Source organism: Nostoc sp. DedQUE05 (assembly GCF_034530955.1).
Classification (GTDB): domain Bacteria; phylum Cyanobacteriota; class Cyanobacteriia; order Cyanobacteriales; family Nostocaceae; genus Nostoc.
This window is the reverse complement of the sequence record NZ_JAVRCB010000003.1, coordinates 37,354-53,867: the sequence shown is the minus strand read 5'-3', so window position 1 is coordinate 53,867 and position 16,514 is coordinate 37,354. Positions and strand designations below refer to the sequence as shown.

The following is a 16,514-nucleotide window of genomic DNA, read 5'->3' as shown; positions in this document are numbered from 1 at the left end:
CGATTGCACTGTCTCCCGTGCTTACACATATGTAGGATATTTTTTATCGGACTACTGAAAGTAGAGAGCCTCAATTCATACTTAATATTATACGACGCCCGCTACTAATTATTATTTATTAAATTTTTAACTGTCTTAACTTTCCGCTTAAGTGTCTTAACTGTCTTAACTTTCCGCTTAAATGTCTTAACTGTCCACTTAGGTGTCTTAATTGTCGATTGCATTTCCTTTATAAAACTGATATTTTGAAGTATAAGTAATTAAATAATTAAACCAATATTTATTAAAATTTAAAGATGAACAATGAGACTGAAATAATAGATAATTTTGATCGTGATTTGTCATCGTTTAATATTCAAACAGAGGCGATCGCCATCGTTGGTATGGCGTGTAGGTTTCCAGGAGCAAACAATTATAACGAGTTTTGGAAAAATCTAGAACAAGGAACGGATAGTATAACAGAGATACCTCAAGAGCGTTGGAATCTTGAGAATTTTTATTCTTCAAATATTGAAATTCCTAATACAAGTAATAGCAAATGGGGAGAATTTATCGAAGATATAGATAAATTTGACGCAAATTTTTTTCAGACATCAGCTCGTGAAGCTAATCGAATAGACCCCCAACAAAGGTTGATGCTAGAACTGAGTTGGTCATGCATTGAAGATGCTGGCTATTCACCATTAGAATTATCAGGAAATAATGTTGGTGTTTTTATTGGCGTTTGTAATTTCGATTATAAAGAATTACAAGATAAGGGCGAAGTCATTGAAGGATATAATTCTACAGGTACATATACTTGTATTATCCCTAATCGAATTTCCTATTTTTTCAACTTTCATGGCCCTAGTATTCCTGTAGACACTGCTTGTTCTAGCTCACTTGTGGCAATTCATCAAGCTGTAAATGCGCTTAATCAAAATGAATGTGAAATGGCATTAGTTGGTGGTGTCAGTGTATTGTGTACACCAACTAGCTATATATCTTTCAGCAAATTGGGGATGTTATCACCTGAAGGCAAATGCAAAGCCTTTGATGCCAAAGCAGATGGTTATGTGCGAGGTGAAGGCGCAGGTATTATTTTATTAAAACCCTTAAAAAAAGCAGTTGAAGATAAAAATTATATTTATGGAATAGTTAAAGGAAGCGCCATAAATCATGGTGGTCATACCCGAACTTTAACTTCTCCTAATGCTTATTCCCAATCAAAAGTTGTGAGAGCCGCATATATAAAAGCAAATATTCAACCTGATACTGTATCTTAATATAGAAGCTCATGGAACAGGTACGCCATTAGGCGACCCAATTGAAATTAATGGTTTAAAACGGGCATATACACAACTGTATCAGCACTATGCTATTGAACCCACTACAGAAAACTATTGTGGATTAGGTTCGGTAAAAACAAATATTGGACATTTAGAATCAGCAGCAGGTATTGCTGGAGTCATAAAAATCTTATTGGCAATGAAATATAAAAAATTGCCAGGAATAAATAATTTTCAGGAATTAAACCCCCGAATTAAGTTAGATGGTAGTCCATTTTATATAGTTAAAGAAACAGAAGACTGGCAACATTTAAAGACAAAAGAAGGAAAAATTATTCCTAGACGAGCAGGTGTAAGTTCCTTTGGTTTTGGGGGTGTTAATGCCCATGTAATCCTAGAAGAGTCACCAGTGTCAGAAGAAACGCTGGCTACAAAAATTGAGCGTCCAAGCCACTTGATGACACTTTCGGCAAAAACCGATCGCGCTCTAAAAGAACTGGCAAAAGAATATCAAATTTATTTAAGAAGCTCCGATTTAAAGATACCGCTAACAGATATTTGTTACACTGCCAACACTGGGCGATCGCATTTTAACTACCGTCTTGCTATTGTGGCGGATTCTAGAGAGCAGTTAATCGATCGACTCACTGCTTTCGCATCTGGGAAAGACACCGTCGGCTTAATTAGTGGTCAACTAAGCAAACAGCCACCAAAAATAGCCTTCTTGTTTACTGGCCAAGGCTCCCAGTATATCAACATGGGTCGCCAACTCTACGATCGCCAACCCATATTCCGCCAAACTATAGAGCAGTGCGATGAAATTCTCCGTCCTTATTTGGAGCATTCTCTGTTAGAGGTACTGTATCCTAGCCAAGAAGCTTTTGAGCATTTACTGGATCGAACCGCCTATACTCAACCAGCGTTGTTTGCTATTGAATATGCTTTGTATCAACTATGGAAATCTTGGGGCATTGAGCCAAATGTGGTACTAGGTCATAGTGTAGGCGAATATGTTGCTGCTTGTGTGGCTGGCGTTTTTAGCTTAGAAGATGGACTCAAACTCATTGCCTATCGCGGACAGTTGATGCAGCAGTTGCCTTCTGGTGGGGAGATGGTTTCACTAATGGCTTCAGAGGAAAGAGTGCGGAAAGTTATAGCACCATTTAACGACACAGTGGCGTTGGCGTTCGCGCAGCGTCTCGTAGAGAAGCCCGCCGTAGGCATCGCAGCTATCAACGGCCCCGAAAGTGTAGCTATATCTGGAGCCAGTGAAGACATTGCTGCTATTTGTCAGCAACTTTCAATACAGGGGGTAAAAACGAAGCGGTTACAAGTATCCCACGCTTTCCATTCTCCGTTGATGACACCCATGTTGAAGGAGTTTGAGCAAGTAGCTAGTCAAATAACCTACAAGCAACCCCAGATACCATTAGTCTCTAATGTCACCGGGAAACTTGCTGACGAGAATATCGCCAATGCTCAATACTGGGTGACTCACATCCGGCAAACAGTGCGGTTTGCCGATAGTATGCAGACATTACATCAGCTTGGGTATGAAGTCTTTTTGGAGGTTGGGCCTAAACCAATTTTGTTGGGTATGGGGCGTGAGTGCTTGCCTGAAGGCGTGGGTTCATGGTTGCCTTCTCTGCGTCCGGGAGTATCAGAATGGCAACAACTGCTTTCTAGTTTGGGTGAGTTATACGTAGGCGGAATGGCAATAGATTGGTCAGGGTTTGACCGTGACTATTCCCGCAAGAAAGTTACATTACCCACTTATCCATTTCAAAGGCAGCGCTATTGGATTGAGAATACTCCGCGTCGCCATCAACAGCAACGAAACTCGACAAAGCTGCACCCATTATTAGACAAAAAACTCCAGTTACCCTTAAGCAAAGAAATCGTGTTTGAGTCTGAATTCAGTACTCAAACCCTACCGTTTTTATTAGATCATCAAGTTTATAACCAAATTGTTGTACCTGGAGCCTGTCATCTCTCCTTGCTATTGGGTGCAGCAAATCTGACTTTCGCCAGTGAGTCCTGTCTGTTAGAAAATATAGTTTTCCCCCAGGCATTGGTCGTCCCTGAAGGCGAAGTCCGCACAGTACAACTGGTACTTTCTCCAGAGGCGAGTGACGCATCTTTCAAACTCATCAGCTTTGATACAGTCTCCAACGCAAGTAATCAAGTAAGTGAGTGGTTAGTCCATGCCACAGGAAAAATCACGAAAGGCGTTAATACTACACCAGAAACCGTCTTACTCCAAGAGATACAGACACGCTGTACTCAACAAATCACTGCTGGGGAAATTTACCAAAGTTGGCAAAAGCGACAGATTGAATATGGTGTCAGCTTCCAGTGGCTTGATTCGGTCTGGTGCAAAGAAGGAGAAGCTTTAGGCAAGCTCAAATGGCTTTCAGTAGTAGACGGTTTAGAAAAGTATCAATTATATCCGGGGCTTTTGGACTCTTGCTTGCAACTAATCGGCACTTTCTTTCCTAGCGAAGACACTTTTGTACCCTCTGCAATTGAGAGTTTCCGATTTTACCAACGTCCTCAAAATCAGCAATTATGGTGTCATGCAATGCAACGGCAGTTAGATAATTCTAATAGCGACAAGCTATTAGCAGATATCAAACTTTTTGATGCTAACGGACAGTTGATTGCAGACATCAAAGGTTTTGAGGCTAAAAAAGCAACTCCTAACACTTTATTACAAAGTCTCCAGCGAGACTTTAAAGAAAATTCTTTAGAGAATTGGCTATATAAAGTAGAGTGGCAACCTCAAGTGCGCTTTAGCAATGAGCAGCTGTCTCCAGATTATCTGCCAGCAATTGCAGAAATTAGTCGTAAACTTCAGCCACAACATTCTCAATTGATGGCTGAACCACAGCTAAAATTTTATGAAGCAGCAGTCAAAGAGCTAGAAGCACTCAGTATTGACTATGTGCTGCAAGCCTTGATAGCAATGGGGTGGAAACCGCAACTAGGGCAATGCTTCACTACAGATGCGATCGCTAACCAATTAGGTATAATCAGCCAACACCAAAGGCTATTCAAGCGACTGTTAGAGATGTTAGCCGAAGTAGGGGTGTTAGAGGCAAAAGCTTTGGAGTGGCAAGTTATTCGCCAGCCAGAAGTTAGCGATTTGCAAGCTAAATTAAATACCCTATTAACTCAATATCCAATAGCAAATGCCGAATTCATCCTACTAGGACGTTGCGGCGCATCATTAGCCCAAGTTCTACGGGGCGAATGTGACCCATTGCAATTGCTTTTCCCTGAAAACGACTCAACTACAGCCCAGTTATATGAGAATTCGCCATTGACAAAGGTGACGAATATCTTAGCCCAACAAACCCTAGTCTCAATTGTCGAGCATTTACCAACTGGACGCGGATTAAGAATATTAGAAATTGGTGCCGGAACTGGTGGAACAACTGCTTACCTACTACCACATTTACCCGGAGAACAAACCCAATATCATTTCAGTGATATTAGTATCTCTTTTACCCAAAAAGCCCAAGAAAGATTCCAGGATTTTCCATTTGTAAAATATCAAGTATTAGACATTGAAAAAGACCCCTTAAATCAAGGATTTGAAAAGCAGCAATATGATGTAATTGTGGCTGCCAATGTCTTACACGCTACCCAAGATTTGCAACAAACCCTCAAGCACACCAAGCAATTATTAGCACCACAGGGCATATTAATTTTATTGGAAACAACTCAACGTCAGCGTTGGGTAGACTTAATCTTTGGCTTAACTCCAGGATGGTGGCGATTTAACGATTTGCAATTGCGTCCAGACTATCCCTTGATTAGTGCTGCTCAATGGCAAAAAATATTGCAAGAAACTGGGTTTACAAGCACAGTTAATCTATCACCATCTCAACAGTCTTCAGCAATGGTGATGCTGGCACAAGTAGCACCGCCAAATGAGTCAGTACAAATTGAGCCAAAACATTGGCTGTTATTCGCAGATCGGTTAGGTATAGCGCAACAGTTAGCACAAAAGCTAGATGCTCACTCACAAGTTTGTACATTGGTGTTCGCCGGCGAGGAATATGAACAATTAGCGCCACAACAGTTCAAAATTAACCCAAGCGATCCACAACATTATCAAAAGTTATTGCAGGCAATTAATAGCACCTTGCCTTTGTATGGTGTCGTTCATTGCTGGAGTTTAGATACAGTTAAAGCCGCAGAACTCACCACAGCCGATTTAGCTACGGCATCTTTGCTAGGGTGTGGAAGCACTCTGCATTTAGTTCAGGCATTAACAGGGGTTAATTTCTTGACTCATCCTCGTCTCTGGTTAGTAACTCAAGAAGCAGTGGCAATTACCAACCTAGAAGGAGTAGCTCAATCAAGCTTGTGGGGAATGGCAAGGGTAATTGCTACAGAACATCCAGAACTCAACTGTGTGCAAGTAGATTTGTCTCCAAAAGCAGATGCTGAAGTGATGCAAGCCTTATTTGAAGAAATGTGGTTTCCCATAAAAGAAGACCACGTTGCCTTCAGAGATCGCCTACGTTATGTCGCCAGATTAGTTCGTTACCAGTCTAAAGACGACATAGAAACAGCAGCACACAAGCGGCTAAGGTTCCGTGAGGATAGTACCTACCTAATAACTGGCGGTATGGGTGGTTTGGGTTTATTGGTAGCTCATTGGATGGTACAGCAGGGAGCAAGACATTTGGTGCTAGTTGGGCGTAGTCCTGCAAGTCTTGCTGTTAATGAACAACTTCAAGAATTAGAACAAGCTGGCGCTCAAGTAAAAGTTGTTCAGGCAGATGTGTCTGATATCGAACAAATCGCAAAATTACTAAGAGAAATTGAGCAAACTTTACCACCACTGCGAGGAATTATTCATTCTGTTGGTGTTTTGGATGATGGCGTTATACAACAACAGAACTGGCAACGCTTTGCAAAAGTTTTGGCTCCAAAGGTACAAGGAGCCTGGCATCTGCATACTTTAACTCAGAAGCAGCATTTAGACTTCTTTGTGATGTTTTCTTCTATAGCTTCTTTAATTGGTAATCCAGGTCAATCCAACCATGCAGCAGCCAATGCTTTTATTGATGCTTTAGCGTATCATCGTCAGGCTCAGGGATTACCAGGTTTGAGCATCAACTGGGGCGCTTGGTCGCAAATAGGAGCCTTTGCACAGCGTCAGCTAGATGAGCAAACAAAAACGCGGGGTATTGGAACATTTACCCCAGAACAGGGATTAGCTGCTCTCGATAAATTACTGTATCAATCCTCAACCCAAGTTGCAGTTATGCCCATTAATTGGGTGCAGTTTTTGGAAAAATCAACTTCAGTTTCGCCGTTGTTTGCTAACTTTATCGAAACTTCAGTAAAAACTGTGGTTGTGCAACATGATTTGGTTGAAGAATTAAAGAAAACAAATATTACCAAACGTCGAAACCTTTTGCAGGATCGTATTTGTTCAGCAGTAGCCAAAGTCCTCGGTTGGCAATCAGAACCAATAGATTTACACAAAAAGTTTTTTGAGCTAGGTATGGATTCGCTAACTTCTTTAGACTTGAAAAATCATTTACAAAAGACTTTAAAATGTTCTTTGCCAATAAATTTAGTTTTTGAGTATCCTAATGTAGAGTTGCTAACTGATTATTTAATACAAGAACTAGATTTAGATTCTGATAACGAATCTGCTCAAGAAATTCAGCAGAAGAATGAGCTACTTCAAATAGGAAATGTCAAGAATAGCAAGAAGATTAGGATAGAGTTATGAATTTATTAAAATTTTTACAAAACCTTTCTTTTCAAGGACTTGAGTTGAGCCATGATGGAGAAAAATTACTAATAGATGGTTCTGAAAGTTTGTTGACTCCTGATGTAATTGCTCAACTCCAACAACATAAAACTGAAATTTTATATTTACTGCGCGATCGCCCAGATATTTTAAATATTTATCCTCTGTCCTACGGTCAACAAGCACTGTGGTTTTTGTGGCAACTAGCACCTGAAAGTTCCGCCTATAACGTATCCTTTGCGTGCCGTATATGTTCTCCTGTAAATGTTAGGACTTTACAAAAAAGTTTCCAAGTTATTTTTGACCGCCATCCGCAGTTGCGTAGTAAATTTTTTAAGCAAGGTAATAATGTTGTTCAGCAGATTCATCAAACTCAGTTCACAGACTTTCAACAGATAAATTCCTGTGACTGGAGAGAACAGGATTTGGAGGAAGGAGTTCTTCAAGAACACCAACAACCCTTCAACATCGAAAACGACTCAATGATGCGAGTGCGTTTGTTCACTCGCTCACAGCAAGAACATATATTGTTAATGACCGTACATCATATTGCTGTTGATGCTTGGTCTATTCTATTAATAATAGAAGAGTTGATAACGGTCTATCTTGCATTAGAGTCAGGTGTTCAGCCAACTCTTATTCCTTTAGATCACTCTTATATAAATTACGTTCGTTGGCAAAGAGAATTATTAACCAGTGTTCAAGGAGAAAAACTTTGGAACTATTGGCAGCAAAAACTGGCAGGAGAATTACCTGTACTTAACTTGCCAATAGATAGACCAAGACCACCCATACAAACCTACAACGGCGCTTCTTATAATTTCAAAATACCTCAAAAACTCACAGAAGAACTGAAAGGGCTAGCTCAAACAGAAGGCATATCTCAATACATAGTTTTGCTAGCTGCATTTCAGGTTCTCTTGTATCGTTATACGGGACAAGAGGATATTCTGGTCGGCGCTCCCACTTCAGGTAGAACTCAACCTGAATTTATGCCGCTAGTTGGCTATTTTGTCGATCCTGTGGTCATAAGGGCGAGTTTGTCAGGAAATCCCAGTTTTCAAGAGTTTCTGATTCAAGTTGGAAGAACAGTATCAGAAGCTATAGCGCATCAAGATTTTCCTTTTGCTCTACTGGTAGAGCGATTGCAGCCACAGCGCGATCTGAGCCGCTCTCCTATTTTTCAGGCTGTATTTAACTTCCTTCTCCAGAACTTGCGGCAGTTTGAGCATACGCAACAACTTTGGTTAGGAGGTGAAGTAGATAAAGAAGTATTAAAACTCAAACCTTTTGAAATAGCCCAGATGGATGGTCAGTTCGATCTAAATCTGACGCTCGCAGAAGGAAATTCTTCTTTAGCTGGGATTTTCAAGTACAACACTGACCTTTTTGATGCCAGTACTATCGAGCGAATGGCGGGGCATTTTGTGACATTGCTTGAAGGGATTGTAGCAAATCCACAGCAAAATATTTCGCAATTACCCCTGTTGACACAACCTGAGCAGCAACAGTTACTCGCCGAATGGAACAACACACAGGTGGAGTATCACCAGAATAAATGTATCCATCAGTTGTTTGAAGAACAGGTAGCGCGTACCCCTGATGCAGTAGCAGTTGTATTTGAAAATCAACAACTTACCTATCACCAGTTGAACTGTCGCGCTAACCAGTTGGCACATTACTTGCGCTCATTAGGTGTAAAATCAGATACCTTGGTTGGTTTGTGTGTGGAGCGAACGCTCTACACCATTGTGGGAATACTAGGTATTCTTAAGACAGGTGGTGCATACCTACCACTTGACCCAGAGTATCCAACTGAGCGTTTAAGCTTTATGTTAGAAGACGCTCAAGTTAAGGTGATATTAACTCAACAGCAATTAGTAGACTCTATTCCTCAACATCAGGTGCATCTTGTTTGCTTAGACAGCGACTGGGAAAAAGTTGCTCAAGAGTGCAAGTCAAATCTGGATAACACCGCAACAGCCGAGAACCTAGCATACATCATTTACACTTCAGGTTCCACAGGCAAACCCAAGGGCGTTTTAGTCAACCACTCAAATGTAGTGCGTCTGTTTGCAGCCACGGATTCTTGGTATCACTTTAGTCAAGATGATGTGTGGACAATGTTCCACTCTTATGCATTCGACTTTTCCGTGTGGGAAATTTGGGGCGCATTGCTGTATGGTGGACGACTGGTAGTTGTGCCTTACTTGGTGACGCGATCGCCTGAATCTTTTTACCAGTTATTGTGTACTGAAAAAGTTACAGTTCTCAATCAAACGCCTTCCGCCTTCCGCCAATTAATTCAAGCTGAACAGTCAGGAATAACTGCTGGGGAATTGAACCTACGCTTAGTGATTTTCGGTGGTGAAGCTTTAGAAATCAAGAGCTTACAGCCTTGGTTTGACAGACACGGCGACACTTTACCGCAATTAGTGAATATGTACGGGATTACGGAGACGACTGTACACGTCACTTATCGCCCACTGAGCAAAGTTGATTTAAATCACAGTGCTAGTGTTATTGGTCGTCCGATACCCGATCTTCAGGTGTATATATTAGATGAATATTTTCAGCCAGTGCCAATTGGTGTCAGGGGTGAAATGTATGTGGGTGGCGCTGGAGTGACGCGTGGTTATCTCAATCGTCCAGAATTGACGAAACAAAGGTTTATTTCTAACATATTTAATCAGTCAAAATTATATAAAACCGGGGACTTAGCAAGGTATTTGCCCAATGGCGATTTAGAGTATTTAGGACGCATTGATAATCAAGTCAAGATTCGCGGTTTCCGCATTGAGTTGGGAGAAATTGAGACATTACTGGCTTCTCACCCTGCCATTTGGGAAAGTGCGGTGTTGGTGCAAGAGGATGAACCGGGCGACACTTGTACTGAGCATCTCGACTTCGCTCGATGGAGCCGGAGTCGAAGTAAACGTTTAGTTGCTTATGTAGTGCCGCAGGTAGAACAATCTCCCACAGTCTCAGAACTGCGTCAGTTTTTAAAGGCAAAGCTCCCAGAGTACATGGTACCCAGTGCTTTTGTGCTTTTAGAATCCTTACCTCTCACGTCTAACGGAAAAGTAGACCGTCGCGCCCTGCCAAAACCAGAATTAGACAGCATACTGCTAGAAAAATTTGTCGCCCCGCGCACTCCAATGGAAGAAATGCTGGCACAGATTTGGGCAGAAGTCCTAAAAGTAGAGCAGGTAGGGATACATGATAACTTCTTTGAACTAGGGGGACACTCGCTACTAGCAACTCAACTGCTTTCACGCATTCGTACCAGCTTTAAAGTAGAACTGGCATTACGTGAGTTATTTGCAAGAGCGACAGTAGCTGAATTAGCCCAATCAATTGGGCAGTTACAGCAACAAATACTTCGACTTACCTCGACTCCGCTCGGCACAAGTCGCTCAGTACAAGACTTAGAACTAACTTCGCCGCCTATTTTACCAAGGACAAAGGATGCAGAATTACCACTGTCTTATGCTCAACAGCGTCTGTGGTTTTTAGACCAGTTCGAGCCAAACAGCCCCTTCTATAATATTCCTATAGCTTTGCGCCTAGTGGGAAATCTCAATCGAGCTGGTCTAGAACAAAGCTTACAAGAGATTATTCATCGCCACGAAGCCTTACGCACCAACTTCATTACAGTTAACGAACAACCAACTCAAATTATTCAAACAGAAACGAATTGGAAAGTTTCAGTTGTTGAGTGTCAGCATTTATCTGCAACAGAACAAGCAATAGCCACACAAAAGTTAGTTCAACAAAACACTATTGAACCGTTTGACTTGAGCCAGGGAGCATTAATTAGGGCGACATTAGTAGTGCTGTCCGAGACAGAACACATATTGTTAATGTGTATGCACCACGTTGTCTCTGATGGCTGGTCAATGAGTATGTTTGTCTCTGAATTAGCAGCGCTGTACAATGCTTATGCTCAAGGTCGGCCTTCTCCATTAGTACCACTGAATGGCATTACCCACATTACCCTACCACCATCGGCGTTAGCAGTCATGCCTAGTGAGGAACTGCCGACACTGCAAACAATCATCGTAGCTGGTGAAGCTTGTTCTGCGGAATTAATTAAGCAATGGTCTGTAGGTAGAAACTTCTTCAACGCCTACGGCCCGACAGAAGCTACTGTCTGCGCCACGATTGGCAAAGCTACGCCGAAGGCGAACGCAAAATGCACTGATGACGATGAGAAAATATCTATTGGTAAAGCGATCGCTAACACACAGATTCATATTTTAGACGAGTATTTACAACCCGTACCTGTGGGTGTACCAGGGGAACTACACATTGGTGGTGTCGGGTTAGCAAGAGGCTACCTCAACCGTCCCGAACTAACCCAGGAAAAATTCATTACTAACCCCTTTGGTACTGGTCGTCTCTACAAAACTGGGGATTTAGCGCGTTATCTACCAGATGGTAATATCGAATACATAGGACGCATTGACAATCAGGTAAAAATTCGGGGCTTCCGCATCGAGATAGGAGAAATTGAAGCAGCTCTGAGCCAACATAGTGATGTGCAGATATGTTGTATCATTGCTCGTGAAGAAACTCCAGGTAATACTTGTACTGAGCGAGGTCGAAGTAAGCGTTTAGTCGCTTACGTAGTGCCGCAAAAAGATATAACTTGTACTGAGCGAAGTCGAAGTACACTCACAACGAGCGAACTGCGGCAATTCCTTTCTAATAAATTGCCTGGGTATATGATTCCAAATGTTTTTGTGATGCTGGAGTCTTTACCTCTGACACCCAACGGCAAAGTAGACCGTCGTGCTTTGCCTGCTCCAGATTTACAACAGGAACTATCAGATTATGTAATGCCAAATACAGAAGTAGAAAGCATCATTGCTGGCATTTGGCAAAAAGCATTAGCAGTAGAAAAGGTAGGAATCTACAATAATTTCTTTGAGCTAGGAGGTCATTCGTTACTACTGGTAAAAATTAATCACGAATTGCAAGAAGAATTGGGGCTGGAACTGTCAATAGTTGATATGTTTAATTACCCAACCATACATAGTTTGAGCCAATACTTAAATACTAAGTCTTACAAAGAAGAATCCACAAAGCAAAATAATTATCGGACTCAATCTGATAACGAAGTTAAATCTTTAAGAAAACAACAATTGGAATCCAGGCAACAATATCGTTCTCAGAGGAAAAGGTAAAAATGACAATAAATTCAGTTCATAAAAATAATGAATTTAATGGTTCTGAAATAGCTATAATTGCTGTTGCTGGTAGATTTCCAGGGGCAAAAGATATCGAATCATTTTGGCAGAATCTACGTGATGGAGTAGAAACTATCTCGTCGCTAACTGATGAAGAATTAATAAATTCTGGCGTTTCCCTAGATTTACTAAATAACCCAAGTTATGTAAAAGCTAGTGCTGTTATATCAGACATTGATTTGTTTGATGCAAATTTCTTTACTTATAGTGCAAAAGAAGCTGAGTTAATAGACCCACAACAACGCCTATTTTTAGAATTAGCTTGGGAAGCTGTAGAAAAAGCTGGTTATGACCCGGAAACTTACAATGGTTTAATTGGGGTTTATGGTGGTGTGGGGATGAGTAGGTATTTGCTCAATAATCTCATTCCTCATCATCAATTATTAGAAACAATTGACCCTCTACAACTGGGAATCTCTAACGATAAAGATTTTGTACCGACACGAGTTGCATATAAACTCAACTTGACTGGCCCCGCAGTAAATGTGCAAACAGCGTGTTCTACTTCTTTGGTTGCAGTTCACTTTGCTTGTCAAAGTCTCTTAAATGGTGAATGTGACATAGCTTTAGCTGGTGGAGTTTCTATCAGCATTCCTCAAAAAACAGGTTATTTGCATCAACCGGAGATGATTCTTTCTCCTGATGGACACTGCCGTGCTTTTGATGCTAAGGCACAAGGGACAATTGCTGGTAGCGGTGCTGGGATTGTGGTGTTGAAAAGATTAAAGGATGCAATAAGCGATCGCGACCACATCCATGCAATCATTAAAGGTTCAGCCATCAATAATGATGGTGCAATAAAAGTTGGCTACACTGCGCCTAGTGCGAGTGGTCAAGCAGCAGTCATTGGCGAAGCTCAAGCTATAGCAGATGTAGATGCCGAAACAATTTCCTACATCGAAGCTCATGGCACAGCTACACCTTTAGGAGATCCGATAGAAATTGCCGCTTTAACTCAAGCTTTTAATCAAACTACAGATAAAAAAGGCTTCTGCGCTATTGGTTCGGTAAAAACTAACTTTGGACATTTGGATACAGCAGCAGGTGTCGCAGGTTTAATTAAAACTGTATTAGCACTGCAACATAAAATGCTGCCTCCTAGTTTGCACTACCAGACACCTAATCCCAAAATTGATTTTGCCAACAGTCCTTTTTATGTCAATACAACCCTGACTGAATGGAAAACAAATAACACTCCTCGCCGTGCTGGGGTTAGTTCTTTTGGTATGGGAGGGACTAATGCTCATGTGATTTTAGAAGAAGCAACTCAATTCAAAATTCAAAATTCAAAATTCAAAAATAAATATTTATTGTTGTGTTTATCGGCTAAAACCGCGAGTGCGCTTGAGAAGGCAACAGCTAATTTGATAGTGTATTTAAAAGAGCATCCAGAAGTTAACTTAAGTGATGTTGCTTATACCCTCAATAGTGGTCGCCGGGGTTTTAATTATCGACGGATGTTAGTTTGTCACGATTTAGAAGATGCTGTTAAAGCTCTCAGTAGTTTAGATCCAAAACAAGTTTTTACTAATTACACAGAAATTACAGAACGACCTGTTGCTTTTATGTTTCCCGGACAAGGTTCTCAGTACGTCAACATGGCGCGGGAAATTTATGAAACTGAGACAGTGTTTAGAGAACAAGTTGATTATTGCTCAGAAATTCTTAAACCTTTACTAGGGCTGGATTTACGCCATATTATTTATCCTAGTGAATCAAATATTGATGAGGCATCAAAGCAACTTCAACAGACAGGAATTGCTCAACCCGCTATTTTTGTAATTGAATACGCCCTAGCTAGATTATGGCAGTCTTATGGAGTGGAACCACAAGCTGCGATCGGTCATAGTATTGGCGAATATGTAGCAGCAACTCTAGCAGAAGTTTTTTCCCTAGAAGATGCCTTATCTTTGGTAGCAGCACGCGGACAGATGATGCAGCAACTACCCACTGGAGCAATGCTTTCAATTCCGCTGCCCGCAGACAAGGTAAAATCTCTATTAGGGACAGAACTTTCTCTAGCAGCAATTAATCAACCTTTGCAATGTGTAGTTTCCGGTTCCATACCAGAAATCGAAGTACTACAAAGTCAGCTTGCTACTCAAGGGATTGAATGCCGTCGTCTGCATACTTCCCATGCCTTCCATTCGCAAATGATGGAACCAATCTTAGAGGCATTTGCAGAGCGAGTCAAAAAAGTTACTTTAAATCCACCAAAACTTCCTTATATCTCTAACCTGACTGGTACTTGGATTAAAGTCAGTCAAGCCACAAATCCCGACTACTACGCTCAACATCTGCGTTCTACAGTACTGTTTGCCTCTGGCGTAGAGAAATTATTAGCAACACCAGAGCAAGTCTTAATAGAGGTAGGGCCAGGACACACACTAACTACATTAGTCAAAAGACATCCAGACAAAGCAGACACACAAACGGTCTTAACTTCGGTACGTCATCCCCAAGAAAAGCAATTTGATAGTCATGTTTTATTGACCACATTAGGTCAACTCTGGTTGACTGGTGTCAAAGTAGATTGGTTTGGATTTTATAGTCATGATGAATATTATCGTCTTCCCTTACCAACTTATCCCTTTGAACGCCAACGTTATTGGATTGACCCTCCACAAAAAGCAGCTTGGGGAAAGTTGCAAATACCCACAACATCGCAATTATGGACATCGCTTACACAAGCAGGTCAAAAACAAGCAAGTGTGAACAATGCAGAATTTAACGAGTTAACCTATCAAGGAAACAAACAGTGGTTAGATAGTTTATGTACAGCCTACATAAATTATGCATTGCAGCAATTACGGGCTTTTAGTAATCCCGAAGAAAAGTATTTTTTGGAGAATTTTTTAACGCAATACCATATTTCTTCCCGCTATCAACAATTGTTCTGTAGATGGTTACAAATATTAGTAGAACAAGGACAACTACAACAACAAGAGGAATTATTTTTTGGGCTAGTGCCATGTTCACAAAATGATATTGATGAATATTTAGAAGAAGTCAGAGTGAGGTTTGCTGATTCATCTTTAGTAGATTTAGATTTAGTGCAACGCTGTGGTGAAAATTTAGCTGCTATTGTTGTTGGTGAACAAGAACCATTAGAAATTTTCAATGAACTGGTTTACCAAAAAGAACATAAAGGTTCACATACAGAATCTGTTTTAATGAATTACTACAACTCTATTTTGCGCTCAAGCTTAGAACAGGTAGTCAAATTATTGCCACCATCGATTCATCTGAGAGTGCTAGAAATCGGCGCAGGTACTGGTATGTCTACACAAGCTTTATTACCTGTGTTGCCATTCCAACAAACCAACTATACTTTTACTGATATTGGTAGTGCGTTTCTGACTCAAGCGCAACAGAAGTTTAAGGAATATTCATTTGTTGAATATAAGTTATTAGATATAGACAAGTCACCAACTGAGCAAGGATTTGAGAAGCATAGCTTTGATATAGTTATAGCTTCTAATGTTTTGCACGCAACTCAAAATATAGATCAAACACTCTACCATGTCCGGTCTTTATTAGCTCCTGGCGGCTTCCTCTTACTGTGGGAAATTACTCAAGCGAAAATAGATTTTGATATTAGTTGGGGTCTGCTATTAAAACCTTTAAATGATACAAGACGCAGCCCAGGTCAGCCTTTTATCATTAAAGACCAATGGTTTGACGCATTACACGCTCAAGATTTTGTTCAAGTTGCCGCTTTTCCTGAAAATGAAGCATTTGAGCATAAAATTATTATGGCTCAAGCTTCTGCATCAGCTGCATTTAGCCGAATTTATAAGCAAAAAGAAACTGGCTTTGAAGCAGAGATTTCATTACAAAGAAATCCGAATGTTTTTCAGCAAGAATTATCTCCGCTCCATTCAAGACCTGATTTACCCAATACTTATGTAGCTCCTCGTGATGAAATTGAGCAAAAAATTGTCATTGTTTGGCAAGAATTTTTGGGAATTAAACAGATAGGAATCTATGATAACTTTTTTCAATTAGGAGGAGATTCTTTAATAGCGGTTCAAGTTGTATCTAGATTACGAAATACTTTTTCTATTCAATTAACTGTAACAAATCTGTTTGAATTTCCTACTATAGCTGAAATAGCACCAAAGTTGGAGAAACAACCAGAATCAGATATTAATTTAGGTGCAATTGATAGAGAAGAAATAACAATTTGATTAAATAAATTTTAATTAAGAATTA

4 protein-coding genes are annotated in these 16,514 nt (G+C 40.6%); all 4 read left to right on the top strand.

The window, feature by feature from the left end; translation table 11 throughout:
- The first annotated feature begins 296 nt into the window (after positions 1-296).
- The 4 genes from RMZ42_RS03330 to RMZ42_RS03315 are packed head-to-tail and all read left to right on the top strand — an operon-like array spanning position 297 to position 16,489.
- Positions 297-1,265 (top strand): polyketide synthase, encoded by a 969-nt coding sequence (locus RMZ42_RS03330; RefSeq protein WP_322670066.1) that lies wholly within the window; start codon positions 297-299, stop codon positions 1,263-1,265.
- Positions 1,240-7,026, top strand: coding sequence for a type I polyketide synthase (locus RMZ42_RS03325; protein ID WP_322670182.1), 5,787 nt, complete (start codon positions 1,240-1,242; stop codon positions 7,024-7,026). Before RMZ42_RS03330 ends, RMZ42_RS03325 begins: the two co-directional genes overlap by 26 nt.
- Positions 7,023-12,236, top strand: a complete 5,214-nt coding sequence (locus RMZ42_RS03320) for a non-ribosomal peptide synthetase (RefSeq protein WP_322670065.1) — start codon at positions 7,023-7,025, stop codon at positions 12,234-12,236. Before RMZ42_RS03325 ends, RMZ42_RS03320 begins: the two co-directional genes overlap by 4 nt.
- A 2-nt stretch (positions 12,237-12,238) precedes the next feature.
- Positions 12,239-16,489 (top strand): beta-ketoacyl synthase N-terminal-like domain-containing protein, encoded by a 4,251-nt coding sequence (locus RMZ42_RS03315; protein WP_322670064.1) that lies wholly within the window; start codon positions 12,239-12,241, stop codon positions 16,487-16,489.
- Positions 16,490-16,514: the final 25 nt, after the last annotated feature.

Coding starts and splice junctions, on each gene's coding strand:
- RMZ42_RS03320 (WP_322670065.1), top strand. CDS start 7,023: ATGAATTTATTAAAATTTTTACAAAACCTTTCTTTTCAAGGACTTGAG.
- RMZ42_RS03330 (WP_322670066.1), top strand. CDS start 297: ATGAACAATGAGACTGAAATAATAGATAATTTTGATCGTGATTTGTCA.
- RMZ42_RS03315 (WP_322670064.1), top strand. CDS start 12,239: ATGACAATAAATTCAGTTCATAAAAATAATGAATTTAATGGTTCTGAA.